This window comes from Mesorhizobium sp. WSM4850, from assembly GCF_055811735.1.
In genome coordinates this window covers 106,029-129,548 of the sequence record NZ_JBVVPV010000013.1, presented here as the reverse complement: position 1 = coordinate 129,548, position 23,520 = coordinate 106,029, and the positions used below count along the sequence as shown (strand labels likewise).

The following is a 23,520-nucleotide window of genomic DNA, read 5'->3' as shown; positions in this document are numbered from 1 at the left end:
CAAGGGCCAATCTGCCTGATATCAGGCTTCTCTCCGGGCCGTATGGCTCGTCCCTCGATACCTCTGCCGCTTGTGCCAACGGCACCGGCTTGCTTTCGGCCGTTTGCCTTGACTCGCGCCGCACCTTCGGCTAGGGACAGCGCGCAATCGGCGTGGAGGGCTCTTCAGCGCCGCTTGCTTTTTGAACCCGCAGACTGACAAAAAGACGGCCGAACCGCTGAAGCGGTTCGTCAAGGCCGACCGAACAGCGAAAGGCAAAAAATGTTCGCAGTCATCAAAACGGGCGGCAAGCAGTATCGCGTCGCCGCCAACGATCTCCTGAAGATCGAAAAAGTCGAAGGCCAGGTCGGCGACATCGTCGAGATCGGCCACGTGCTCGCGCATGGCGAGGGCGAGAATGTCACGTTCGGCGCGCCGTTCGTCGACGGCGCTTTGGTCACCGCCGAAGTCGTCGAGCAGGGCAAGAACCGCACCGTCATCGCTTTCAAGAAGCGCCGCCGGCAGAATTCGCGCCGCAAGATCGGCCATCGCCAGCTGTTGACCACCGTGCGGATCGCCGAGATCCTGCTGGGCGGCGCCAAGCCGACGAAGAAGGCCGCGGCCAAGGCCGAGGCGAAGACCGAGGCGAAGGCCGAGATTGCCGCAAAGGCCGAGATGAAGGCTGAAGCCGCGCCAAAGACCGAGGCAGAGGCTGCGCCGAAGAAGGAAGCCAAGGCAACTGAAACCGCCGCCGCGCCGCTGTTCAAAGCGCCGAAGGGCGAGCCGGATGATCTGACCGTGATCAAGGGCATCGGCCCGGTTGCGGCCGGCCAGTTGAACGAGCAGGGCATCACGACCTTCGCCCAGATCGCCAAGCTGTCGGACAAGGATATCGCCAAGATCGACGAGCATATGCCGTTCAGCGCCGACCAGATCACGGACTGGCGCGAGCAGGCCAAAGATTTGGCGAAGAAGTAAAGCGGGCCGGCGCGATCGTCGCCGGTTCGGACTTGAAACGGAACGCGAACGCGTTCATAAGACCCTTTAAGCGCCTAGCGGCGCATCGGAGTTAGTTAGATGGCACACAAGAAAGCTGGCGGTTCGTCGCGCAATGGTCGCGACTCCCATTCCAAGCGGCTCGGCGTGAAAAAATTCGGCGGCGAAGCCGTGATTCCGGGCAACATCATTATTCGTCAGCGCGGCACGACGTGGCATCCCGGCACCAATGTCGGCATTGGCACGGATCACACGCTGTTTGCGCTCGAAGCTGGCGCAGTCACCTTCAATAAAAAAGCCAATGGCCGAACCTACGTATCGGTGAACCCGATGACCAAGGCCGCGGAGTAGCCGGTTCCGCACGAGAACACCGGCACCCATCTCGGGAACCGGTGTCTGGCCAAGCCAGGAAATGGATCAGGGGAGATGGGTTTCCATCTCCCCTTTTTCTTGCCTGGAGGACTGACATGGTTGCCGAAGCGGATGACACAGACGGTGAAAGCTACGCGATAGATTGTCCGGTCCTGGTGACCGAGCGGCTGGTCCTGCGGGCGCCGCGCGAAAGTGACATCGAGCAACTGGTGGCGCTCGCCGACAATCGCCATGTCGCCGAAATGCTGGCCCGCATGCCGCACCCCTATGGCGAGGCCGAGGCACGCGCCTTCCTCGCGATGACGGCATCGCGCCGGGCCGGCATTGCCTATGCCTTGACCCTGGCCGGCACCGAAACCTTCGTCGGATGCGCCGGCCTCAACACCACCGATCGCGGGCTGGAGCTCGGCTACTGGATGGGCGAGCCATACTGGAAGCGCGGCTATGCGACGGAGGCCGCGCATGCGCTGGTCGACCTCGCCTTCCAGAGGACGTCGATCCAGGTGCTGCATGCCTCGACGCGGGTGATCAATCCGGCCTCGCGCCGGGTCATCCACAAGTGCGGCTTCCAATATGCCGGCCAGGGCATGCTGAACTCGATCGTCGCCGGCCAGGTGCCGGTCGAGCGCTACCGTCTCGATCGCAAGACCTGGACGAGCCTGCGGAACTGGGTGCATTTCTGACGGACGCTGGTCAAACCATCTCGACCCAGACCGGCAAGTGGTCCGAACCGACGGCTTGCCGGTCGACCCACAGGCGCTTCAGCGATTTGGTCAGCGAGGCGCTGGTGAAGACATAGTCGATGCGCTTGTGGCGGCTGGCGTCGTCAGGCCGCTTGGGGTCGACCCAGGTGGCGAGATCGGCGCCTGCGGCGGCAAGGCGCAGGGCGGCATCGACGGCAAGATCCGCGGTCACCGGCATGCCGAATTCGTGGTCCAGGGGGCCGGCGAATTCGACATATTCCGGCGATCCGGCCAGCATGTTGAAGTCGCCCATGACGACGAAGCCTTCGGGACAAGGCAGGTCGGGCAGGCCGACCTCGGCGACGCCCGACAGCGCGCCGCCCTCGATCGCATAGTTCAACAAGCGCCGGCGCAGAAACCGGATCTGGCTGGCGCGTTCGACCGGGCTGCGATGATCGAGATGGGTGGAATAGAAGCGGATGAAACCAATCGGCGTCTCGATCAGCGCCTCCAGCGCGCCGCGCTGGAAATTCATCACTTCGAAACTGCGGCTGCGCGGCAAGAGCAGATTGCGCGACAGATGAATTGGGGTATTCGACAGCACCATGTTGCCGAGCTGGAAGGTGGTGGTGATGGCGCGGCCGTTTTCCAGGCGCGAGCCGACATTGGCCTCGAAATTACTGCCGTAGACGGCGAAATATTCGGGCAGGGCGTCGCCGAGCTCGGCCACCATGTCGCGGCCGCCATTGTTGGGGTTGTTGCGCGAGACCTCCTGCAGCGCGATCACGTCGGCGCCGCGCACGGCATCGGCGATGCGGCCGACATCGTAGCGGCCGTCAAGACCGACGCCGTAGTGGATGTTGTAGGTTACAAGCTTCATTGCGACTCCGGCGATGTTCAGACTCGGACCATGTTCAGACTCGGGCCATGTTGATAAACAGCCTCGCCCTTCGCCCCGCCTTGGTTTAGAGCAGTGCCAAACGTTAGAGCAATGCCGCAAGGCCGTTAGCAGAAACTCAGCAATACGATGAAATTTCTCGATCAAGCCAAGGTCTATGTCCGTTCCGGCGATGGTGGTGCCGGATCGGTGTCGTTCCGGCGCGAAAAGTTCATCGAATTCGGCGGTCCCGACGGCGGCGACGGCGGCCGCGGCGGCGACGTCTGGGTGGAGGCGGTCGATGGGCTGAACACGCTGATCGATTATCGCTACCAGCAGCATTTCAAGGCCAAGACCGGCACGCACGGCATGGGCCGCAACATGACCGGCGCCAAGGGCGCCGACGTGACGCTGAAAGTGCCGGCGGGAACGCAGGTCTTTGCCGAGGACAACGACACGCTGATCTGCGACCTGACCGTCGTCGGCCAACGTTTCCTGCTGGCCAAGGGCGGCAATGGCGGCTTCGGCAACCAGCATTTCAAGACCTCGACCAACCAGGCGCCGCGCCGCGCCAATCCGGGCCAGCCGGGCGAAGAGCTCAACATCTGGCTCCGGCTCAAGCTGATCGCCGATGCCGGCCTGGTCGGCCTGCCCAATGCCGGCAAGTCGACTTTCCTCGCCGCCGTCACCGCAGCGAAGCCGAAGATCGCCGACTATCCCTTCACCACGCTGCATCCGGGCCTCGGTGTGGCCCGTATCGACGGGCGCGAGTTCGTCATCGCCGACGTTCCCGGCCTGATCGAAGGCGCGCATGAAGGCGTCGGCATCGGCGACCGATTCCTCGGACATGTCGAACGCACGCGGGTCCTCCTGCACCTCGTCTCGGCGCAGGAAGAAAATCCGGGGAAGGCCTACAAGACCGTGCGCGCCGAACTCGACGCCTATGGCCATGGGCTGGTCGAGAAGGTCGAGATCGTCGCGCTTTCCCAGGTCGACACGCTCGATGCCGACGCGCGCAAGAAGAAGGTCGCTTCGCTGAAACGCGCCGCCGGCCGCGCGCCGATGCTTTTGTCCGCCGTCACCGGCGAAGGCGTCGAGGCGGTTCTGCGCGCACTGATGACGGTCGTCGCCGAGGCGCGCGAAGCTGTCGCCGCTCCAGTCGAGACGCGCTGGAGATAGCGATGGCCGCGCAGTCGCTGAAAAAATACCGGCGCATCACCGTCAAGATCGGCTCGGCGCTGCTTGTCGACCGCACGGCGGGGCTGAAGCGCGACTGGCTGGCTTCGCTTGCCGACGACATTTCAGTGCTGGCCGAGAATGGCGCCGAGATCCTCGTCGTGTCGTCCGGCGCCATCGCGCTTGGCCGCACCATTTTGGGCCTCGGCAAGCGGGCGCTGAAGCTCGAGGAAAGCCAGGCGGCGGCGGCCGTCGGGCAGATTGCGCTGGCCGGCGCCTGGTCGGATGCGCTCGGCGAGGGCGGCCTGAAATCGGGCCAGATCCTGCTGACGCTCGGCGACACCGAAGAGCGCCGCCGTTATCTCAATGCGCGCGCGACGATCTCGACGCTGCTCAAGATGAAGGCGGTGCCGGTCATCAACGAGAACGATACGGTGGCGACCTCCGAAATCCGCTATGGCGACAATGATCGGCTGGCGGCGCGGGTGGCGACGATGATGGGCGCGGACCTTTTGGTGCTGCTCTCCGACATTGACGGGCTCTACACGGCGCCGCCGGCGCGCGACCAGCATGCCAGGTTCGTCGCTGTCGTCGACCGCATCACGCCTGACATCGAGGCGATGGCGGGTGCGGCCGCTTCGGAGTTTTCACGCGGCGGCATGCGCACCAAGCTCGACGCCGGCAAGATCGCCACCGCCGCCGGCACTGCCATGATCATCACATCAGGCACGCGGCTGTCGCCGCTGCTGGCGATCGAGCGTGGCGAGCGGGCGACGTTCTTCCGGCCGAGCGCCAATCCGGTCAAGGGCTACAAGACATGGATCGCCGGGCAGCTCGAACCGGCAGGCCGGCTGACAGTCGATGCCGGCGCCATCGGCGCGCTGCTGTCGGGCAAGTCGCTGCTGCCGGCCGGGGTCAAGCTGGTCAGCGGCAATTTCTCGCGCGGCGACACGGTGGCGATCCTGTCGCCCGAAGGCCGCGAGATCGCGCGCGGATTGGTTGCCTACGATGCCGCCGATGCCGTAAGGATCGCTGGCTTGAAAACAGCCGAGATCGAAACGGTGCTCGGCTATGAAGCGCGATCGGCGATGATCCACCGCGACGACCTTGTGGTGAGCCATTCTAATGACCAAGTACAGGCCGGCGACCAAGTACAGGCCGCTGACCAAGCGGTCGGTGACGAGGTGAATAGCGGAGGATGAGCCATGCTGAAGCTGCATGAAAAATCCCGGGACGATACGGTGGCGCTGATGGCCGATATCGGCCGCCGCGCCCGCGCTGCCGCCCGACCGCTGGCCGTCGCCACAGCCGAGCGCAAGCACGCCGCGTTGATCGGTATGGCGCAGGCGATCCTTCGCCACGAGCAGGATATTCTCGACGCCAACGCCATCGACATCAAAAATGGCGAGCAGTCGGGACTTTCGGCTTCTTTCATGGACCGGCTGAAGCTTGATCCCGGCCGCATCCGTGCCATGGCCGACGGCATCAGTGAAATCGCCGGGCTGCGCGATCCGGTCGGCGATGTCATTGCCGCATGGGACCGGCCGAACGGCCTGCATATCGAGCGCGTGCGCACGCCGCTCGGCGTTGTCGGCGTCATCTACGAAAGCCGGCCGAACGTGACCGCCGATGCCGGCGCGCTGTGCCTCAAGGCCGGCAATCCGGTGATCCTGCGCGGCGGCTCGGATTCGCTCAACTCCTCGGCGGCGATCCATGCCTGCCTGGTCGAAGGGCTGAAAGCGGCCAAGCTGCCGCAGGATGCCATCCAGCTGGTGCCGACCGCCGACCGCGCCGCCGTCGGCGAGATGCTGAAAGGACTTTCCTGCAATATCGACGTCATCATTCCGCGCGGCGGCAAGAACCTGGTCGAACGCGTCCAGAACGAGGCGCGGGTGCCGGTCTTCGCTCATCTCGAAGGCATCTGCCATCTCTACATCGACCGCTCGGCCGATCTCGACATGGCGGCCAGGATCGCGGTCAACGCCAAGATGCGGCGCACCGGCGTCTGCGGCGCGGCCGAGACGCTGCTGGTCGACCGCGCTGTTGCCGCCACTCATCTGGTGCCGATCCTCGGGGCGTTGCGCGCGGCAGGGTGCGAAATCCACGCCGACGCCGAGGTGCTGAAAGTGTTTGCCGACGCCCAGCCTGCGACCGACGCCGACTGGGTGAGCGAATATCTCGATGCCATCATCGCAGTAAAACTGGTCGATGGCGTTGCCGGTGCGATTGAGCACATCGAGAATTTCTCCTCGCACCACACCGAGGCGATCGTCGCCGAGAATACGAACGCCGTCGAACGGTTCTTCAACGAGATCGATTCGGCGATCCTTCTGCACAATGCCTCGACGCAATTTGCCGATGGCGGCGAATTCGGCATGGGCGCCGAAATCGGCATCGCCACCGGCAAGATGCATGCGCGCGGCCCGGTCGGTGTCGAGCAACTGACCTCGTTCAAGTACCGCGTGCGCGGGACGGGACAGGTGAGGCCTTGAGCTTATTCGCGGTTAGAGCCTGAGAGGCGTGCGCCCAGCCACCCCCCTCTGTCCTGCCGGACATCTCCCCCTCAAGGGGGGAGATTGGCTCTCGCATGGACTTTCGCCAACCTCCGGCGTCGCAGTAAGGGCGCCAGGGATGAAGCCGCCAATCTCCCCCCTAGAGGGGGAGGTGCCAAGTTTTGGAAAAGAGGGCAGGGCAGAGGGGGGTGCCTGACACATGCTATCCCCGTCCGAACAACCCGTCCCCTCTCGCTACCTTCATATGCCGCATGCCGAAAAGGGCCTGGCCGTCGGACTGTTCGGCGGCTCGTTCAATCCTGCCCATGCCGGCCATGCGCTGGTCGCCGAGATCGCGCTCAGGCGCCTGGCGCTCGATCAGTTGTGGTGGATGGTGACGCCGGGCAATCCGCTCAAGAGCGCGCGGGAACTGGCGCCGCTGGCCCAGCGGCTACGCCTGTCCGAGCAGATTGCCCGGAACCCGAAGGTCAAGGTCACCGCCTTCGAGGCGAGCCATTATGTCCGCTTCACCGCCGACACGCTGGCCCTGGTCAAGGCGCGCAACCCGGGCGTCGACTTCGTCTGGATCATGGGCGCCGATTCGCTGCGCGATTTTCATCGCTGGCAGCGCTGGCGCCAGATCGTCATGACGTTTCCGATCGCGGTGATCGATCGCCCTGGCGCGACGCTGTCGTTCCTGTCGTCGGTTGTCGCCAAGACCTTCGACTACGCGCGTGTCGACGAGGGCGACGCGCCGCGGCTCGCCCGCATGAAGGCGCCGGCCTGGACTTTCATTCACGGCCCGCGCTCGTCGCTGTCGTCGACCGCGATCCGCAAGATGGCGCAGGGATAGGAGTCTCTTTCTCCTTCTCCCCTTGTGGGAGAAGGTGGCCGAGCGAAGCTCGGTCGGATGAGGGGTGCTGGAAGGATCGCTACCTTGAAGACCTAAGCACTTACGGCGATGTCGCATTTGCGGCTGCCTTTCCTCGGTTCGTGAGCGATCCTGCGCGGGCATGGCGATTCTCGAGCGAAACCAGACCAGACGCGACCCGGCACAGGGCAGCCCGCCGGCCCCGGCGATCGCCATCGCCAGCGTCGTCCTGTCGATGGCGCTGGTAGCGGTCGGCAACGGACTGATGTTCGCCTATATCCCGGTCCGGCTCGGTGCCGAAGGCTTCGATCCGACCTGGGCCGGGCTGATCGTCACCGGCCTCTCGGCCGGCGGCCTGGCAGGCTGCATCCTGACCGGTCCGCTGGTACAACGCGTCGGCCATGCGCGCGCATTCATGGTGCTGTCGGCGTTGATCGTGCTGTCGAACGCCGCCGTCGGGGCCGGACCGCACCCGCTGTCGTGGATCGCGGCACGCGCGCTCTACGGCTTTGCCATATGCGGCCTGTTCATCGTTGCGCAGAGCTGGCTGAACGACGTCATCGCCAACGCCATACGCGGCAGGGTCATGGCCTTCTTCTACGTCGCCTATGTCGCCGGGCTCGGTGTCGGCTACTCCACACTGGCGCTGATCGACATAAGCGCTGCGGACGCGCCGCTGGTCGGCATCGCCTTCACCGCGCTGTCGATCCTCCCCGTCGGGTTGACGCGGCTTGCCCAGCCGCCGCCGCCGCAGGCGGCGTCGGTGGCGCTTGGCCGGGCCTGGCGGATTTCGCCGGTCGGCGTCGCCGGCATGCTTGCCGTCGGCGGCCTGTCGATGACGATTTCAGGCTTTGCGCCGATCCATGCCACGGCCAAGGGCTACAGCCAGGCCGATGTGGCACTGCTTTTGTCGGCGATGCCGATCGGCACATTGATCCTGCAGATCCCGCTCGGCTGGATTTCCGACCGCACCGACCGCCGCTTTGTGCTGGTCGCCGCTTCGGCGCTTGCCATGGTGGCGGGCCTGTTCGCGCTGGGCTTCGATGGTGGTGCGCTGGCGGCGCTGGTCGTCATCTATGTGGTCTGGGCCGGCGCGTCGGAATCGATCTATTCGCTGGCCAGCGCCCATGCCGCCGACCGCGCCGGCAAGGACGACATGGTGGCGCTGTCCAGTTCACTGCTGTTCGCGTGGTCGCTGTCCGGCTTCATCGTGCCCGGCATCGTGACCGGGCTTTCCGCTGTCTATGGAACGCAGGCCTTCATCCATGTGGCCGTCGTCATTGCCACCGTTTTTTGCCTGTTCGTGCTGTGGCGCGTCGTGGCGATGTCGCCTGTTCCCGCCGCCGAGACCGGCAATTTCGCGCCGATGACGGCGCAGGCACCGCTGCCGGTGGAGCTGGCCTTCGCCCCTGAGGAACAGCGCGGTCGCTCCGACGATTGAAGTCCGTACTCAATCGGCTACAGGTTGAGGCTCTAAAGCGCGTTCGCGCCTTGGCTTCTTTTTTATGCATGTCGTTATCGCAAAACCGCCGCGCGCTTGCGCGACATGCATTAGTGCAGATGCCTGAGCTTGTCAGGGTTCCGCACGACATGGATCGCCGCAATCTTGCATCGCACCAAGCGCCTTCATATTGCCGCTGCGCGAGGCGGCATAAAAAGCTTCGGCAAGCTCAAGGCCATGTTGTTTTTCCACCCGAAAGCGAGGGCGCGCCTCGCGCACGTGGCTGCGCGCACGGGCAGCGAGCTGGCGACAAGCCGCGGGGTCGCGCTGGATAGCGGCTGCGACCTCCCCAAACTCCAGCCCGAACACATTCGTGCAGCAGAAAAGCCGCGCGCTCGTTCCGGCTATTGCCTTGTGGCCGAGGCTTCCTGCCGCGGTGCTTCCGGTGGTGGCGCGGGTATAGAAATGCCTTCGCTGTCGAAGACCTGCTTGGCGCGTTTGGTGAGATCGATCTGGGTCGCGAAGAAATCGGCAGCCGAGGTCCAGTAGCGCAAGGTTATGGCGACGTTGCTGTCGCCGACGGTCGCCACAAAGGCAATCGGCGCCGGCTCCCGCCTGACGCGTCGCTCGATGGCGGCGACGCCCAGCATGGTCTTTTGAGCGAGATCGATATCATTCCACGAGCCGATGGTCAGGGTGATATCGGCGCGGCGGACGCCGTTGCGTGTAAAATTGCGGACGGGCTGGTTCCACAGCGTCGAATTGGGAGCGAGCACGTAAACGCCTTCGACCGTTCGCAGCGTGGTGGCGAACAGCCCGATTTCCTCGATGGTCCCGGAAATGGCCCCGACCTCGACATATTCGCCGATGCGGAATGGCCGCAGCGCCAGCAGCATGATGCCGGCGGCAATGTTTTGCAGCGTGCCCTGCAGCGCCAGGCCGATGGCTAGGCCGATGGCGCCAATGGCGGCAATGATCGAGGTCGTCTGGACGCCGAACTGGCCGAGCACCATGACGACGACGAGGATCAGTATGGCGTAGCGGACGATCCGCGAGAAGAAGTGGCGCAGCGTCGTGTCGAAGCCATGGATATGGCCGAGGCCGGCGTAGATCGAGCGCTGGGCAAGGCCGGCGACGATATAGCCGAGAACCAGCAGGATGACGGCGCCAATGGCCGAGAACGAGTACGAGACGATCAGAGCGCTGAGCTGCGCAAGGCCGGACTGCACGGCGAGGAGAGCGTTCTGAGGGTCGACAGGCATGAGGGGGATCCGATTGGTCAATGCGCCGATAACCCTCGCCGGGCGGCAAGAGTTCCGTTTTTTCTTCAACAGCGGAACCGGAAGAACGGTTCTTCGTTGGCTACGGTAGGGCTGCCGTCTTGAAACTGCAACGCAACTCTGCCTATCTAAGGGGTGTCACCTGCTTTGAAGGGTGATTTGGTTGTTCTTGCTGCGAAAGGAAATACACTGAGAACAGCACTTTGGAAGAAGGCCGACATCGTGCCTTCGCCGGCCGGGATCAGCGTAAACGACGCCGTGTCTCGCGCCATCAAGACAGTCCTTGCCAGTCTGGAAGACTCCAAGGCCGAAAACATCGTCTCAATCGACATTCAGGGAAAATCGAGCCTCGGTGACTATATGGTCATCGCGTCCGGCCGATCGCACCGTCATGTCTCGGCTGTCGCCGATCATCTCCTCAAGGCGCTCAAGGATGCCGGGCTCGGCACGGCGCGCGTCGAGGGATTGGCCGGCGCCGACTGGGTCCTGATCGATTCGGGCGACATCATCGTCCATGTCTTCCGCCCCGAAGTCCGCGACTTCTACAATCTTGAAAAGATGTGGCAGGCGCCGGACCTCGAGGAAGAGACCCTCCACTGAGCCGCATTTGATTGATGCATGTCGTGTCCCAAAACCGGTGACCACTTTTGGTGACGTGCATTAGCGGCTCTTCGAGGCAGGGATGAAAATTACCGTTCATGCCGTGGGCCGGATGAAAGCCGGCCCCGAGAAGCTGCTCGCCGACCGGTATTTCGAGCGCTTCGCCAAGAGCGGACCGGCCGTGGGGCTCGAATTCTCAGGGGTCGTCGAGATCCCGGAGGGCCGCGCCCAGACCGCCAACGAGCGTCGCCGCGAGGAAGGCCAGAAACTGCAGGCGCAGTTGCAACCTGGTGCCGCGCTGATGCTGCTCGACGAACGCGGCAAGAGTTTTTCTTCCGAGGATTTCGCCGGGCGCATCGGGCTGCTGCGTGATAGCGGCCGCAAGGCGCTGGTCATCGCCATCGGCGGCGCCGACGGTCACGACCAGTCGCTGCGCGATCAGGCCGACCTGATGGTGTCGTTCGGCGCGCCGACATGGCCGCACCAACTGGTCCGTGTCATGTTGGGCGAGCAGCTTTACCGGGCGGCCACAATCCTGTCCGGCCATCCCTATCATCGCTCGTGAGCCGTTGCAGATTCGACGAAACCGGTGGATTGGCGTGAGCCGCCCGGATTTTCGCCTCAATGCGTCACGAGGCTGTTTTCGGTCGGCGGGCTCTCGAACATGGTTGATTGTTCGTTAACGAAGCCACGCATAGAGTCGGGCTTCAATGGCTGAAGGTTGGAAATCGCGAACGGGCTTTTGGCGCGCAGGCTGCGGCTTGGCAGCGGCGGTGCTTATGCTGTCGCTCGGTGCCGCGCGGGCGCAGAGCAGGCTCGACATGGCGCCCGACCCGGACCAGAGCCGCGCCGAATACGAACGGATATCGCAGGAGATCACACTGTCGTCGGAGCGGCTGGCCAAGCTCGCCGCCGACATGGCGACGGTCAAGAAGGACCATGCCTCGATCACCGCGGCGCTGATCCAGTCGGCGATGACCGAGCAGAAGCTCGGCCAGGACATCGAGGACATCGGTGCCAAGCTGGAAGGGCTGAAGGGCGACGAGCAGAAAATCCGTGCCTCACTGGCTGCCAGACGCGACGTTCTGGCCGAGGTGCTGGCCGCGCTGCAGCGCATGGGGCTCAATCCGCCGCCGGCCATCCTGGTCAAGCCGGAGGACGCGCTGTCGTCGGTGCGCAGCGCCATTCTGCTCGGCGCCGTAGTGCCGGAACTGCGCCAGCAGACCGAGATATTGCTGGCGGAACTCAAGGAGCAGTCACGGGTGACGGCCTCGATCGAGGCGGAGCGGGCGCGGCTGACGGCGGCAGTCGCCGAGCAGACGGCGGAAAAGAAGCGGCTCGGCATGCTGCTCGAAGCCAAGCAGAAGCTCGAGGCCGAGACGCAAACGGCCCTGGCGGCGGAAAAGCAGCGATCCGCAGCACTGGCGGCCAAGGCCGGCAGCCTGAAGGAACTGATCGCCTCGCTCGAGGCCGACAAGGCCCGCAAGGCTGCGGACGCGGCGAAGGCAGCCGAGCAGAAGGCCGCCGAGCAGAAAGCCGCCGAACAGAAAGCCGCGGAGCAGAAGGCAGCGGGTGCCGACAAGGCCCCGGCACTGGGGGCTCCGGCGCAGACGGCTCCGGCACAGAAGGCGCCGGAACAGACGGAACTGGCGGCCCTGCCGGTGCCGGAAGCCAACCGGCTCACCGCCGCTGCGCCGTTTTCGGCGCTTCAGGGGCAGATCGCGTTGCCAGTCACCGGCAAGATCAAGCGGCGGTTCGGGGCCAGCGACGGTAACGGCGCAGTGATGCTCGGTGACATGGTTGCGACACAATCGGGAGCCATCGTCACCGCGCCGGCGGACGGAAATGTACTTTATGCGGGACCTTTTCGCTCTTATGGTCAACTCTTGATCCTGAACGCAGGTGACGGCTATCATGTCGTTCTCGCGGGGATGAGCAGAATCAGCGTCGCGTCTGGCCAGTCGGTGCTCGCAGGAGAGCCGGTCGGCGCGATGGGAGAGGCCCGGGTGGCGAGCACCTCGGCATCGAAGAATGGAAATGCCACGCCGGAACTCTATGTTGAGTTCCGCAAGGATGGAAAACCCGTCGATCCGACCCCATGGTGGGCGGACCGTTTGTCTGGAAGGACGTGAGATGATGCGGAAACTGTCGCTTCTGTTTGCCGGTGCGCTGATGGGCGCATCCGCGATGAGCCTGGTCTATGGCGCGCCCGGCTCGACGGCGAACGCTGCGGGCTCCGAGACCTATAAGCAACTGGCGATCTTCGGTGATATTTTCGAGCGGGTGCGGGCGCAATATGTGACGCCGCCCGACGACAAGTCGCTGGTCGAAAACGCCATCAACGGCATGCTTACCTCGCTCGACCCGCACTCCTCCTATATGAACGCCGAAGAGGCGCAGGACATGCGCGTGCAGACCAAGGGCGAGTTCGGCGGCCTCGGCATCGAGGTCACCATGGAGAACGACCTGGTCAAGGTGATCACGCCGATCGACGATACGCCGGCTGCCAAGGCGGGCGTGCTTGCCGGCGACTATATTGCCAAGATCGACGGCGAGGAGGTTCGCGGCCTGAGCCTCAACGATGCGGTCGAGAAGATGCGCGGGCTGGTCAACACGCCGATCAAGCTCACCATCCTGCGTCAGGGCGCCGACAAGCCGATTGAACTGACGGTGGTGCGCGACATCATCAAGGTCAAGGCGGTCAAGTTCCGGGTCGAGAACGACATCGGCTACATCAAGATCACCTCCTTCACCGAAAAGACCCATGATGATCTCGAGAGCGCCATCGAAACCATCGAGAAGCAGGTGGCGAAGGAAAAGCTCAAGGGCTACGTGCTCGATCTGCGCCTCAATCCGGGCGGGCTGCTCGATCAGGCGGTGAGCGTGTCCGACGCCTTCCTCAACCGTGGCGAGATCGTCTCGACGCGCGGCCGCGATCCGAAGGACGTCACCCGCTTCGACGCGCGGCCGGGCGATGATATCGACGGCAAGCCGCTGGTCGTGCTCGTCAATGGCGGCTCGGCCAGTGCGTCCGAAATCGTCGCCGGCGCGCTGCAGGATTTGCGCCGCGCCACGGTCGTCGGCACGCAGTCGTTCGGCAAGGGTTCGGTGCAGACCATCGTCCCGCTCGGCGAGAACGGCGCGCTGCGCCTGACAACGGCGCTCTATTACACGCCGTCCGGCAAGTCGATCCAGGGCAAGGGCATCACGCCCGACATCAAGGTCGACCAGCCGTTGCCGCCGGACCTGCAGGGCAGGGACCTGACGCGCGGCGAGTCGGACCTGAAGGGCCACATCAAGGGCAGCGAGGAGGGCGATGCCGGTTCAGGCTCGGCAGCCTATGTGCCGCCGGAGCCGAAGGACGATCTGCAGCTCATCTTCGCCCAGCAGTTGCTGCGCGGCGAGAAGACCGATCCGGCGTTCCCGCCGAATCCGGACAAGGCTGTGCTGAACCAGTAGGGGCCGTGCTGAACCAGTAAAAGTCGATCAGCCGGACAACAGGTCTGGCTGCCTGATCGAAGCGATGTAATGCTGCCGGGGCTGCAAGGCCTCGGCAGTTTGATTCGGGGACCGCGGCTGGGGATGCGGCTTGGCTGACATCGGTAGTGACATCGAACGCCCACTCGGGCAGGCCGTCCGGCCGCCGCGCGTGGCCCGCAGGATCAGCGCTGGCGTGGTCGCGGCCACTGTCGTGGTGCTGGCCGTGATCGGCGTCTCCGGGGCGATTGCGCTGCGTGAAAGGCCGTTTCGAAAGCCGGAAGAAGTCGCCGTTTCGACGCCGAAGGCGACAGCCGTGGTCGAACCCGCAGCGCCGGTCACTGAACCGGCGCCGAAGGCCGAAGCAGCGTCCAAGGCGAGCATACCCAAGACGGGCGGGTCCAAGGCAAGCGGATCCAAGACGGGCGGGCCGCAGATCATCCACATGCAGACCGAAGCGGGCGACGGTCCGCCCGGGGCCATCGTCATCCACGACCCTTCGACGACCGGCCAGAACCTGAGGATCGCGCATATTCCCGACAGGGCACTGGTCGAGTCTGGCGAAACCGGTCCATTGCCGGTTCGTGCTGCCGACGGCAGGCGGCCGTTCGATGTCTATGCGCGACCATGGTCCGGCGCGCGCGGTGCGCGCGTGGCGATCGTCATCGGCGGGCTTGCCGTGTCACAGACCGGCACGCAGGCTGCCATCGCCAAGCTGCCGGCCGAAGTGACGCTGGGCTTCGCGCCGCAGGGCAACAGCATCGGCCGCTGGATGCAGGCGGCGCGGCAGAGCGGCCATGAGATCGTCATGCAGGTGCCGCTCGAACCGTTCGATTATCCGAATGTCAATCCCGGCCGCAACACGCTGACGGTCGTGGCGACACCCGACGAGAATTTGGAGAATTTGCGCTGGGCGCTGTCGCGGACGACCAATTACACCGGCGTCATGAACTATATGGGCGCTCGTTTTTCGGCCGATGCGGCGGCGATGGGGCCACTGATGGCCGAGCTTGGCAGGCGCGGCCTGGCCTATGTCGACGACGGTTCGTCGGCACGCAGCCTGGCGCCCGAACTGGCGTTGAAGAACGGTGTGCCGTTCGCCGCCGGCGACACGTCGATCGACGCCGTGCGTGACCGCGGCGCCATATTGAAGAAGCTGGACGAACTGGAAGCAACCGCGCGGGCGAAAGGCTTTGCCGTCGGCATCGGCTCGGCCTTCGACCTGACGGTCGACACCGTGTCGTCCTGGGTGATCGAGGCCAAGAAGCGCGGCATCGAGATCGTGCCGATTTCGGCAGTGGCGGTGGATCCGGAAAAAGGTTGAGCATGGCGAAGAAAAAACCGGTCGACCCCGAGACGCTGCCCTATCGTCGCTGCGTCGGAGCGATGGTCCTCAACGGAGACGGGCTGGTCTGGGTCGGGCATCGCATTGCCGAGCCGGACAGCGAATTCGCCGGCACGACGCAGCTCTGGCAAATGCCGCAGGGCGGCATCGACAAGGGCGAAGAGCCGCTGCAGGCGGCACAGCGGGAACTCTACGAAGAAACCGGCATGCGCAGCGTCTCGTTGCTGGATGAGGCGCCGAACTGGATATTTTACGACCTGCCGGCCCATCTGGTCGGCGTCGCCTTCAAGGGAAAGTATCGTGGCCAGACGCAAAAATGGTTCGCCTTCCGCTTTCACGGCGATTTGAGCGAGATTGAGATCAATCCCCCGCCGGGCGGCCACACCGCCGAGTTCGACAGATGGGCCTGGCGGTCAATGGAGGAATTGCCCGACCTGATCGTTCCGTTCAAGCGTCAGGTCTATGAGGACGTGGTTGTGGCATTCCGGCATCTGGTTGCGTAGGCCTGGCGCAAGCCGCGCTCGCGCCGACCACGGTTGCCGCGTCGGCGCGGTGGCCTTATTGATGGCCGATCCGCTGCAGACGGGATTGGCATGAACGGCACTTCCAAAAAATCTCTTTCTGAAAGGGCCGTCAAAGCCGCGCCGATCAGCGAAGCGGCGGCCGGCGCCATATTGACCGTCGATCTCAGCGCCATCCGCGAAAATTACCGGCGGCTCAAGGCGCGGTTGGGCGGTGTCGGCTGCGCCGGTGTCGTCAAGGCCGACGGCTACGGGCTCGGCGGGCCGCAGGTGGCCGCGGCGCTGGCGGCCGAAGGCTGCGCCGTTTTTTTTGTCGCGCATCTGGCCGAGGGTGCCTTGTTGCGCCAGGCGCTCGGCGCACGGGCGGCGATCTATGTGCTGAACGGCATTCAGCCGGGCGCCGAAAGTGAAGCCGTCGCAGCGGAGCTGGGCGTGGTCATCAACAGCGCCGGCCAGCTCGCCGCCTGGCGCGCGGCGGCGCAGCGGGCCGGCCACAAGCTCAAGGCTGCAATCCAGGTCGACAGCGGCATGTCGCGGCTCGGCATGGCGGCAGCCGAGGTGGAGGCCGTCGCTGCCGACCCGCAGGCTTTCGATGGTATCGACGTCACCATCGTGATGAGCCATCTCGCTCGCGCCGACGAGCCCGAACATCCGGCCAACGAGCAGCAGCGGCTGGAATTCGAGAGGCTGCGCAGGATGCTGCCAAATGCGCCGGCCTCGCTCGCCAATTCCTCCGGTATCTTTCTTGGGCAGTCCTTTCACTACGACCTCGCCCGACCCGGTGCGGCGCTCTACGGCATCAATCCGACGCCTGCGCAGGAAAATCCGGTGCTGCCGGTGATGCGGCTTCAAGCAAAAATCATCCAGACGCGCAGCCTCGAGAGGGGAGCCGGCGTCGGCTATGGCCATATTTTTCACGTCACCGATTCGCTGATCGCCGCAACGATCTCGCTTGGCTATGCCGACGGCTGGCATCGACGTGCGGCCTCGGCCGCCTGGTTCGAAAATGTGCGCTTGCCGTTCCTGGGCCGTGTGTCGATGGATTCGATCGTCCTCGACATTTCGGCCCTGCCGCCCGGCAGGCTGAAGGCGGGCGACCTCGTCGAACTGATCGGCCCGTCGCAGACGGTCGACCAGGCGGCCGGCCATGCCGGCACCATCGGCTATGAAATCCTGACCAGCCTCGGACACCGCTTTCACCGGCGCTATGTGAATGGATAGCGCGCGGGCTTTTTTTAGGCATGTGTCGTCGTCCCAAAACCTCCTGCCTACTTTTGGGCGACATGCTTGGGCACTTGGCGGACGCGGTAAAATCCGGCAGACAGAAAGCCACGATGCGCCCGCTGACAAGACATCGTTCTGGAGAGCTATGCGATGAAGATCCTCGTGCTGGGTGGCGGCGTCGTCGGGGTCACCACTGCTTATTACCTGGCCGAGGCCGGCCATGAAGTGACGGTGATCGACCGCCAGAAGGGCCCGGCGCTGGAAACCAGCTTTGCCAATGCCGGCGAGATCTCGCCAGGCTACGCCTCGCCCTGGGCCGGTCCCGGCGTCCCGCTGAAGGCGATCAAATGGCTGCTGATGAAGCATGGTCCTCTGGTGGTGCGGCCGACTCTCGATCCACATATGTGGATTTGGCTGGTCAGGATGCTGCGCAACTGCACCGCCGAGCGCTATGCGGTGAACAAGTCGCGCATGGTGCCTTTGGCCGAATACAGCCGCGACACGCTGAAAGCGCTGCGCGAGGCGACCGGCATCGCCTATGACGAGCGCAGCAAGGGAACGCTGCAGCTTTTTCGCACGCAACAGCAGCTCGATGGCACAGCCGGCGATGTCGAGGTGCTGAAGACATATGGCGTCCCCTACGAGATCCTCGATCCCGACGGCTGCATCGCGGCCGAGCCGGGCTTGGCAGGGATCCGTGAAAAGCTCGTCGGCGGTCTGCGGCTGCTGGGCGACGAGACCGGTGACTGCAAGATGTTCACTGACCGTCTGGCAGAGCTCTGCGCAGCGCGCGGCGTCACCTTTGAATACGACACGTCGATCAGGCGCATCGTGCGCAAGCGCAACCAGATCGCCAACATCAATACGAGCAAGGGATGGGAGGCCGCCGACGCCTATGTGATGGCGATGGGCAGCTATTCGGCAAAGTTCATGCGCTATCTGAAACGACCTATCCCGGTCTATCCGGTCAAGGGTTATTCGATCACCGTGCCGATCAAGGATGCTGCCGCAGCACCGGTCTCGACGGTGATGGACGAGACTTACAAGGTGGCGATCACCAGGCTCGGCGATCGCATCCGCGTCGGTGGCACCGCGGAGATTTCCGGCTTTGACCTGACGCTGCATGAATCGCGGCGGCGCACGCTCGAACATTCGCTCGGCGACCTTTTTCCGGGCAGCGGCGACATGCGGTCGGCGACCTTCTGGTGCGGGTTGCGGCCGATGACGCCGGACGGGCCGCCGCTGATCGGCCGCACCGAGTTTTCCAACCTCTATCTCAACACCGGCCACGGCACGCTCGGCTGGACGATGGCCTGCGGCTCGGCCAAGGTCCTGGCCGACATCATTTCCAGCCGGGTGCCGGACATCGATGTCCGCGATCTCGGATCGGAGCGATACCAGCGGTAGGATCGGAAGGATTCTTCACGCATTTGAGCGGAGGAACTTGCCGCGTGACTCGGGATCAGTCTCCAGCACACCTCGCCGCGTCAGAGAAAATATCGTCAGACGAACAGGCTCCGCTCCCGTTCCACCGCCCTGGTGATGAAGCTCGCGACGATCTGGACGCGGCGCAGCGGCCTGACCGATTCGTGATAGACCAGCCAGTAGGCGCGGCGAATGGGCGCGACGATGTCGACGGCCACCAGTTCCGGCATCGAGTGGGCGACAAAAGTGTGCAGGATGCCGATGCCGGCGCCGGAGCGCACCGCTTCGGCTTGGCCGAGCGCCGAGGAGATGGCGAAGCTCGTGCGCCAGTCGGCACTGAACTCGGCCGCATAGTCGAGCGAGGGGCTGACGATGAGGTCCGGCACATAGCCGATCAGCGTGTGTCGGCCAAGCTCGGCCGGCGTCTGCGGCAGGCCATGCGCGTCGGCATAGGCGCGGGACGCGAACAGGCCGAGCGTGTAATCGACCAGCTTTCCCGCCACCAGCCTGCCTTCGGTCGGTCGCTCCACGGTGATGGCGATGTCGGCCTCGCGCCTGGACAACGAGAAGGAACGCGGCACCGGCACCAACTGGATGGTGAGTTCGCGGTGAAGCGCCGTCAGTGCGCCGAGTCGTTTGGCCAGGAAGGCAACGCCGAAACCATCAGGCGCGCCGATGCGCACGGTGCCGGAGACGTCGTCGCCTTCGCCCGCCACGGTCGCGCGCGCGGCGATCATGTCGCCTTCCATGCGCTCGGCGATGTCGAGGAAACGCTCGCCCGCCGGCGTCAACTCGCTGCCGGTGGTCAGCCGGCGAAAGAGTTTTGTGCGCAGCGCATCCTCGAGCGCGGCGACGCGGCGCGAGACAGTGGCGTGGTTCAGCTCCAGCCGCTTGGCCGCGCCAAGTATCTGGCCGGCACGCGCCACCGCAAGAAAGATGCGGACGTCATCCCAGTTCATGAGGAGGGTCCGGATGACAATCGTCGACGTTGCGTTCCGTGGCACCCCCCTCTGTCCTGCCCTCCTTGCCAAAACTTGGCATCTCCCCCTCAAGGGGGGAGATTGGCAGCTCCGCTGACAGCTCTTCCTTAACAGCGTCGATGTTTGGCGAAGGCAAAGATGACAGCGCAATCTCCCCCCTAGAGGGGGAGATGTCCGGTAGGACAGAGGGGGGCGCGAAGGAACTCAACCTGTCATTCCTTGAGGTGGCACTATCATTTGCGGGAATTGATGCTCCTCAGTCAAGCGCACTCTATTTGCCGCACAACGGTTGCGTTTCCGCTCACGTTGCCATCGGCGGCGCAAAGGCGGACAATGCCGCATCACAAATACAGGGAGAGAAAACCATGATCGACTACGGTCATTTCATCGGCGGCAAGCGTGTCGCCGGGACCAGCGGCCGCAAGCAAGACCTCATGCAGCCGATGGACGGCACGGTGCGCGGCACCGTGGCGCTGGCTTCGCAGGCGGAGCTGCGCGCAGCCGTGGAGAACGCCAAGGCGGCGCAGCCCGGCTGGGCGGCGACCAATCCGCAGCGGCGCGTGCGCGTCCTGATGAAATTCCTCGAATTGGTCTCCCGGGAATATGATGCGCTGGCCGACATTCTGGCGCGCGAGCACGGCAAGACCATCGCTGACGCCAAGGGCGACATCCAGCGCGGCCTGGAAGTGGTCGAGGTCTGCATCGGCGCGCCGCACATGATGAAGGGCGAGTTCACCGACGGCGCCGGCCCCGGCATCGACGTCTATTCGATGCGCCAGCCGCTCGGCGTCGTTGCCGGCATCACGCCGTTCAATTTTCCGGCGATGATCCCGTTGTGGAAGATCGCGCCGGCTATCGCTTGCGGCAACGCCTTCATCCTGAAGCCTTCGGAGCGCGACCCGGGCGTGCCGATGCGCATCGCCGAACTGTTCATCGAGGCCGGCCTGCCAGCGGGCATTCTCAACGTCGTCAACGGCGACAAGGAGGCGGTCGACGCCATCCTCGACGATCCCGATATCAAGGCCATCGGCTTCGTCGGCTCGACGCCGATCGCCCAGTACATCTATTCGCGCGGCTGCGCGGCTGGCAAGCGCGTGCAGTGCTTCGGCGGCGCCAAGAACCACATGATCATCATGCCCGACGCCGACATGGACCAGACCGTCGACGCGCTGATCGGCGCCGGGTACGGCTCTGCCGGCGAGCGCTGCATGGCGATCTCGGTGGCTGTCCCGGTCGGCAACGATACCGCCAATCGGCTGATGGAAAAGTTGGTGCCGCGCGTCGAAAGCCTGAAGGTCGGCCCATCGACGGATTCGTCCGCCGATTTCGGCCCGCTGGTGACGGCGCAGGCGCTGGAACGGGTCAAGGGCTATGTCGACATCGGCGTCAGGGAAGGCGCCAAGCTGGTCGTCGACGGGCGCGGCTTTTCCATGCAGGGCTATGAGAACGGCTACTATATGGGCGGCTGCCTGTTCGACAACGTGACCGCCGATATGCGCATCTACAAGGAAGAGATTTTTGGGCCGGTGCTCTCGGTAGTGCGTGCGCCGACCTACGAGAACGCGATCAAGCTCGCCAACGATCACGAAATGGGCAACGGCGTCGCCATCTTCACCCGCGACGGCGATGCCGCCCGCGATTTCGCCTCGAGGGTCCAGGTCGGCATGGTCGGTATCAACGTGCCGATCCCGGTGCCGATCGCCTACTATACGTTCGGCGGCTGGAAAGCGTCTTCCTTCGGCGACCTCAACCAGCACGGACCGGACGCATTCCGGTTCTACACCAAGACCAAGACGGTGACCTCGCGCTGGCCGTCAGGTGTGAAGGACGGGGCCGAGTTCGTCATCCCGACGATGAATTAGCCAGTCGACAAACAGCTCCAGATTTTATGATTGAAGACGAAAAAGGCCCGGCCAGAAACCGGGCCTTTTTGCTGACCGGTCGCGGCCGCGTGTATGCCTGAACGCTAATGTGATGGAACCAGGCGGACAGCAGAAGCCTTAACTTGCAATCCTGCCGCAAAGGAGACGCGGCAGATCGACCAACGGCGCTGACGACAGCTTCGGGGGGTACGGCCGGCGCAAGGAGGTGTGAGATGACACGTCTCATGGTGTCGATACTTGGCGCGGCGGCTGCCGCGTTTTCCGCGGCCCCGGCAACAGCGGCCGAACAATGCGCGCCACGAGCCGACATGATCAAGGCGCTCGGCGAGAAGTTCCGGGAAAATCCAGCCGCGATCGGCGTCGTCAATCCGAATGTGATTGTTGAAGTCTTCGTTTCCGATCAGGGCACCTGGACCATTCTCGCCAGTGACACACGCGGTCAAAGCTGCGTGGTTTCGGTGGGTGAAGGCTGGGAGAGCGCGGTGAAGACAGCGGCGCTGCCAGGGACCTGAGCCGCCTAGCGGGTGGCAGCCGCCTTAGCATAGCCGCGCGCAGGCCGCGGTTCTCGGCGACGACCATGAAACGGATCCACAGGCGCCCCAGCGGGCGCCTGCTTGCGCTTTTTTGTTGCCGACACCATATATGGAACATAGTGGGAACATTTTGATTCGTCCCCGCTGATGACAGACCGGAACACGGAAAGGAACGACGCGATGATGATGACGTCGGGACCGGCCTGGATCGTTCCGGCAAAATGAGGGCTCTTCCTTTGCCGGGCGTGATGGCAAAGGAGATGCCCTATGGCGCGCAAATCGCTGTTGGTTGGGTTGAAAACCCTCATTCTTGCTGGCGCATTGGCGGTGGGTACGAACGCCGCAAGCGCCCAATACTGCGTTGAACATCGCGATCTCGTCGCCCACCTGAGCGAGCAGTTCCAGGAAAGACAGTTTGCTTTCGGGCTGATCGGTCAGATGGCGATTATGGAAGTCTATGTCGCCGACAGCGGAAGCTGGACGATCATCGTCACCGACGTCGCCGGCAGAAGCTGCATTGTCGCGGCCGGCGAACATTGGGAAAACGTGGTGATCCCGACCGACCAGGACGCCTGACGAATTGAGCGATGCTCAGCGCCTGTGGGCGGAACTCAAAGAGTCTGCCGAAGCTTGCTGCCGATCTCTATCGCGTAGCGGCCGCCGCGGCATGGCCGCGCAGCAGCGCCATCAGGCGCTTGGCATCCTTGGCGGCGGCGTCCTCGTCGCCGTCGAGGATCGAGCGGATCAGCGCGACATGGTGCTCGGCCGATTCGGCAAGCCCGGTATCGGCCTTGTAGCGGAACCAGAAGCGGCGGCTGTGGGTCTGCAACGGGGCCGCCAGCCGCGCGGCGAAGGGATTGTCGGCCGCCAGCGCCAGCGCCTCGTCGAGCGCCTTGTCGGCCTGAATGAAGGCCAGCACATTGCCCGATATCACCGCCCTCTGCATGGCCAGTGCCGCGTCGTGAAACAGGTCGGCCGCCTCGCGGGTGACGAAGCGGGCGGCCGAGCGGGCAAGAACCACCTCGACGCCACGTCGTGCATCGAGAACGCGCAACCAGTCGCCGGGATGCAGCGGGGCAATGGCGATGCCGGCACGCGGCCGGACATCCAGCAGTCCCTCCCACGCCAGCCGCTGGATCGCCTCGCGCACCGGCGTGCGGCCGAGCCCCAGCCTGTCGATCAGCGCGCCTTCGGTGATGAAGCTTGCAGGCGCCAGTTCGAGCGTCACGATCATGTGCTCGAGCACGCGGTAGGCTTTCGCCGCCACTGGCTCGAATGCCGGGCTTGTTTCATTGAATATCAAAGGCGAGCTCCTGATATATTTTTGGTATATCATAGCGAAATCCGTGTTGACAGTCCGTTTCC

General features: G+C 64.3%; 23 protein-coding genes and 1 pseudogene. 19 read left to right on the top strand and 5 right to left on the bottom strand.

The window, feature by feature from the left end; translation table 11 throughout:
* Positions 1 to 261 precede the first annotated feature (261 nt).
* From AC0L2Z_RS15505 to AC0L2Z_RS15495, 3 genes are all read left to right on the top strand, one after another.
* Positions 262 to 957 (top strand): 50S ribosomal protein L21, encoded by a 696-nt coding sequence (locus tag AC0L2Z_RS15505; RefSeq protein WP_128168569.1) that lies wholly within the window; start codon positions 262 to 264, stop codon positions 955 to 957.
* Positions 958 to 1,056: 99 nt separating this feature from the next.
* Positions 1,057 to 1,326 (top strand): 50S ribosomal protein L27, encoded by a 270-nt coding sequence (gene rpmA / locus AC0L2Z_RS15500; RefSeq protein ID WP_023678077.1) that lies wholly within the window; start codon positions 1,057 to 1,059, stop codon positions 1,324 to 1,326.
* 116 nt (positions 1,327 to 1,442) lie between these two features.
* The gene (locus tag AC0L2Z_RS15495) at positions 1,443 to 2,030 is read left to right on the top strand and encodes a GNAT family N-acetyltransferase (protein WP_287260512.1); all 588 of its coding nucleotides are present in this window, start codon (positions 1,443 to 1,445) and stop codon (positions 2,028 to 2,030) included.
* Between the two features lie 10 nt (positions 2,031 to 2,040).
* Here AC0L2Z_RS15495 and AC0L2Z_RS15490 read toward each other — a convergent pair whose 3' ends face one another.
* Positions 2,041 to 2,910, bottom strand: a complete 870-nt coding sequence (locus tag AC0L2Z_RS15490) for an endonuclease/exonuclease/phosphatase family protein (RefSeq protein WP_473628609.1) — start codon at positions 2,908 to 2,910, stop codon at positions 2,041 to 2,043.
* Between the two features lie 147 nt (positions 2,911 to 3,057).
* Here AC0L2Z_RS15490 and obgE point away from each other — a divergent pair, with 147 nt between their 5' ends.
* The 5 genes from obgE (at position 3,058) to AC0L2Z_RS15465 (ending at position 8,887) form a co-directional block, all read left to right on the top strand.
* Positions 3,058 to 4,086 (top strand): GTPase ObgE, encoded by a 1,029-nt coding sequence (gene obgE / locus AC0L2Z_RS15485; protein WP_128168566.1) that lies wholly within the window; start codon positions 3,058 to 3,060, stop codon positions 4,084 to 4,086.
* Between the two features lie 2 nt (positions 4,087 to 4,088).
* Complete coding sequence (proB, locus tag AC0L2Z_RS15480) at positions 4,089 to 5,285, top strand: glutamate 5-kinase (protein ID WP_473628608.1); 1,197 nt, start codon at positions 4,089 to 4,091, stop codon at positions 5,283 to 5,285.
* 3 nt (positions 5,286 to 5,288) lie between these two features.
* Entirely contained in the window at positions 5,289 to 6,575 is a 1,287-nt protein-coding gene (locus tag AC0L2Z_RS15475) for a glutamate-5-semialdehyde dehydrogenase (protein ID WP_023800057.1), read from the top strand.
* 265 nt (positions 6,576 to 6,840) lie between these two features.
* On the top strand, positions 6,841 to 7,428 hold the full coding sequence (locus AC0L2Z_RS15470) for a nicotinate-nucleotide adenylyltransferase (protein ID WP_473628606.1): 588 nt from the start codon (positions 6,841 to 6,843) through the stop codon (positions 7,426 to 7,428).
* Between the two features lie 160 nt (positions 7,429 to 7,588).
* Positions 7,589 to 8,887 (top strand): MFS transporter, encoded by a 1,299-nt coding sequence (locus AC0L2Z_RS15465; protein WP_128168564.1) that lies wholly within the window; start codon positions 7,589 to 7,591, stop codon positions 8,885 to 8,887.
* 168 nt (positions 8,888 to 9,055) lie between these two features.
* Here AC0L2Z_RS15465 and AC0L2Z_RS15460 read toward each other — a convergent pair.
* Both AC0L2Z_RS15460 and AC0L2Z_RS15455 read right to left on the bottom strand, forming a co-directional pair.
* Positions 9,056 to 9,284 (bottom strand): annotated as a pseudogene (locus tag AC0L2Z_RS15460) (sigma factor-like helix-turn-helix DNA-binding protein); the annotation flags it as partial.
* A gap of 7 nt (positions 9,285 to 9,291) precedes the next feature.
* Complete coding sequence (locus AC0L2Z_RS15455) at positions 9,292 to 10,149, bottom strand: mechanosensitive ion channel family protein (RefSeq protein WP_473628604.1); 858 nt, start codon at positions 10,147 to 10,149, stop codon at positions 9,292 to 9,294.
* A 240-nt stretch (positions 10,150 to 10,389) separates the two neighbouring features.
* Between AC0L2Z_RS15455 and rsfS the strand changes: the two genes are divergently transcribed.
* The 8 genes from rsfS (at position 10,390) to AC0L2Z_RS15415 (ending at position 18,741) form a co-directional block, all read left to right on the top strand.
* A complete protein-coding gene (gene rsfS / locus AC0L2Z_RS15450) occupies positions 10,390 to 10,767 on the top strand; it encodes a ribosome silencing factor (RefSeq protein WP_023800052.1) in 378 nt (125 codons plus the stop codon).
* Positions 10,768 to 10,849: 82 nt separating this feature from the next.
* A complete protein-coding gene (rlmH, locus tag AC0L2Z_RS15445) occupies positions 10,850 to 11,332 on the top strand; it encodes a 23S rRNA (pseudouridine(1915)-N(3))-methyltransferase RlmH (RefSeq protein WP_128173590.1) in 483 nt (160 codons plus the stop codon).
* 145 nt (positions 11,333 to 11,477) lie between these two features.
* Complete coding sequence (locus tag AC0L2Z_RS15440) at positions 11,478 to 12,899, top strand: murein hydrolase activator EnvC family protein (protein ID WP_236374570.1); 1,422 nt, start codon at positions 11,478 to 11,480, stop codon at positions 12,897 to 12,899.
* 1 nt (position 12,900) lies between these two features.
* Positions 12,901 to 14,226, top strand: coding sequence for a S41 family peptidase (locus AC0L2Z_RS15435; RefSeq protein ID WP_128173588.1), 1,326 nt, complete (start codon positions 12,901 to 12,903; stop codon positions 14,224 to 14,226).
* 130 nt (positions 14,227 to 14,356) lie between these two features.
* The gene (locus AC0L2Z_RS15430) at positions 14,357 to 15,568 is read left to right on the top strand and encodes a divergent polysaccharide deacetylase family protein (protein ID WP_473535753.1); all 1,212 of its coding nucleotides are present in this window, start codon (positions 14,357 to 14,359) and stop codon (positions 15,566 to 15,568) included.
* A 2-nt stretch (positions 15,569 to 15,570) separates the two neighbouring features.
* Positions 15,571 to 16,092 carry an RNA pyrophosphohydrolase gene (locus AC0L2Z_RS15425; RefSeq protein ID WP_128173586.1) on the top strand — a complete coding sequence of 174 codons (522 nt, stop codon included), beginning with the start codon at positions 15,571 to 15,573 and terminating at the stop codon, positions 16,090 to 16,092.
* A gap of 90 nt (positions 16,093 to 16,182) precedes the next feature.
* The gene (gene alr, locus AC0L2Z_RS15420; protein WP_128173585.1) at positions 16,183 to 17,331 is read left to right on the top strand and encodes an alanine racemase; all 1,149 of its coding nucleotides are present in this window, start codon (positions 16,183 to 16,185) and stop codon (positions 17,329 to 17,331) included.
* Between the two features lie 153 nt (positions 17,332 to 17,484).
* A complete protein-coding gene (locus AC0L2Z_RS15415; RefSeq protein ID WP_473628602.1) occupies positions 17,485 to 18,741 on the top strand; it encodes a D-amino acid dehydrogenase in 1,257 nt (418 codons plus the stop codon).
* Positions 18,742 to 18,836: 95 nt separating this feature from the next.
* Here the strand turns inward: AC0L2Z_RS15415 and AC0L2Z_RS15410 are convergent, their stop codons facing one another.
* The gene (locus AC0L2Z_RS15410) at positions 18,837 to 19,718 is read right to left on the bottom strand and encodes a LysR family transcriptional regulator (protein WP_287224954.1); all 882 of its coding nucleotides are present in this window, start codon (positions 19,716 to 19,718) and stop codon (positions 18,837 to 18,839) included.
* A 386-nt stretch (positions 19,719 to 20,104) separates the two neighbouring features.
* On the opposite strand from AC0L2Z_RS15410, the gene AC0L2Z_RS15405 reads away from it, so the two are divergent.
* The 3 genes from AC0L2Z_RS15405 to AC0L2Z_RS15395 all read left to right on the top strand — a co-directional run bounded on the left by AC0L2Z_RS15405 (position 20,105) and on the right by AC0L2Z_RS15395 (position 22,731).
* Complete coding sequence (locus tag AC0L2Z_RS15405; protein ID WP_128173581.1) at positions 20,105 to 21,601, top strand: CoA-acylating methylmalonate-semialdehyde dehydrogenase; 1,497 nt, start codon at positions 20,105 to 20,107, stop codon at positions 21,599 to 21,601.
* Positions 21,602 to 21,834: 233 nt separating this feature from the next.
* The gene (locus tag AC0L2Z_RS15400; protein WP_473628600.1) at positions 21,835 to 22,134 is read left to right on the top strand and encodes a hypothetical protein; all 300 of its coding nucleotides are present in this window, start codon (positions 21,835 to 21,837) and stop codon (positions 22,132 to 22,134) included.
* A 288-nt stretch (positions 22,135 to 22,422) separates the two neighbouring features.
* Entirely contained in the window at positions 22,423 to 22,731 is a 309-nt protein-coding gene (locus AC0L2Z_RS15395) for a hypothetical protein (protein WP_128173580.1), read from the top strand.
* A 67-nt stretch (positions 22,732 to 22,798) separates the two neighbouring features.
* Here the strand turns inward: AC0L2Z_RS15395 and AC0L2Z_RS15390 are convergent, their stop codons facing one another.
* Complete coding sequence (locus tag AC0L2Z_RS15390; RefSeq protein ID WP_084833754.1) at positions 22,799 to 23,491, bottom strand: GntR family transcriptional regulator; 693 nt, start codon at positions 23,489 to 23,491, stop codon at positions 22,799 to 22,801.
* Between the last annotated feature and the right edge of the window lie 29 nt (positions 23,492 to 23,520).

Bases quoted from the DNA above. Each gene is read 5' to 3' on its own strand.
- AC0L2Z_RS15395 (WP_128173580.1), top strand. From the start codon at position 22,423: ATGGCGCGCAAATCGCTGTTGGTTGGGTTGAAAACCCTCATTCTTGCT.
- AC0L2Z_RS15425 (WP_128173586.1), top strand. From the start codon at position 15,571: ATGGCGAAGAAAAAACCGGTCGACCCCGAGACGCTGCCCTATCGTCGC.
- rpmA (WP_023678077.1), top strand. From the start codon at position 1,057: ATGGCACACAAGAAAGCTGGCGGTTCGTCGCGCAATGGTCGCGACTCC.
- AC0L2Z_RS15495 (WP_287260512.1), top strand. From the start codon at position 1,443: ATGGTTGCCGAAGCGGATGACACAGACGGTGAAAGCTACGCGATAGAT.
- obgE (WP_128168566.1), top strand. From the start codon at position 3,058: ATGAAATTTCTCGATCAAGCCAAGGTCTATGTCCGTTCCGGCGATGGT.
- AC0L2Z_RS15475 (WP_023800057.1), top strand. From the start codon at position 5,289: ATGCTGAAGCTGCATGAAAAATCCCGGGACGATACGGTGGCGCTGATG.
- AC0L2Z_RS15440 (WP_236374570.1), top strand. From the start codon at position 11,478: ATGGCTGAAGGTTGGAAATCGCGAACGGGCTTTTGGCGCGCAGGCTGC.
- proB (WP_473628608.1), top strand. From the start codon at position 4,089: ATGGCCGCGCAGTCGCTGAAAAAATACCGGCGCATCACCGTCAAGATC.
- AC0L2Z_RS15505 (WP_128168569.1), top strand. From the start codon at position 262: ATGTTCGCAGTCATCAAAACGGGCGGCAAGCAGTATCGCGTCGCCGCC.
- AC0L2Z_RS15490 (WP_473628609.1), bottom strand. From the start codon at position 2,910: ATGAAGCTTGTAACCTACAACATCCACTACGGCGTCGGTCTTGACGGC.
- rlmH (WP_128173590.1), top strand. From the start codon at position 10,850: ATGAAAATTACCGTTCATGCCGTGGGCCGGATGAAAGCCGGCCCCGAG.
- AC0L2Z_RS15435 (WP_128173588.1), top strand. From the start codon at position 12,901: ATGATGCGGAAACTGTCGCTTCTGTTTGCCGGTGCGCTGATGGGCGCA.
- alr (WP_128173585.1), top strand. From the start codon at position 16,183: ATGAACGGCACTTCCAAAAAATCTCTTTCTGAAAGGGCCGTCAAAGCC.
- AC0L2Z_RS15410 (WP_287224954.1), bottom strand. From the start codon at position 19,718: ATGAACTGGGATGACGTCCGCATCTTTCTTGCGGTGGCGCGTGCCGGC.
- AC0L2Z_RS15470 (WP_473628606.1), top strand. From the start codon at position 6,841: ATGCCGCATGCCGAAAAGGGCCTGGCCGTCGGACTGTTCGGCGGCTCG.
- AC0L2Z_RS15415 (WP_473628602.1), top strand. From the start codon at position 17,485: ATGAAGATCCTCGTGCTGGGTGGCGGCGTCGTCGGGGTCACCACTGCT.
- AC0L2Z_RS15465 (WP_128168564.1), top strand. From the start codon at position 7,589: ATGGCGATTCTCGAGCGAAACCAGACCAGACGCGACCCGGCACAGGGC.
- AC0L2Z_RS15405 (WP_128173581.1), top strand. From the start codon at position 20,105: ATGATCGACTACGGTCATTTCATCGGCGGCAAGCGTGTCGCCGGGACC.
- AC0L2Z_RS15400 (WP_473628600.1), top strand. From the start codon at position 21,835: ATGACACGTCTCATGGTGTCGATACTTGGCGCGGCGGCTGCCGCGTTT.
- AC0L2Z_RS15455 (WP_473628604.1), bottom strand. From the start codon at position 10,149: ATGCCTGTCGACCCTCAGAACGCTCTCCTCGCCGTGCAGTCCGGCCTT.
- AC0L2Z_RS15390 (WP_084833754.1), bottom strand. From the start codon at position 23,491: ATGATATACCAAAAATATATCAGGAGCTCGCCTTTGATATTCAATGAA.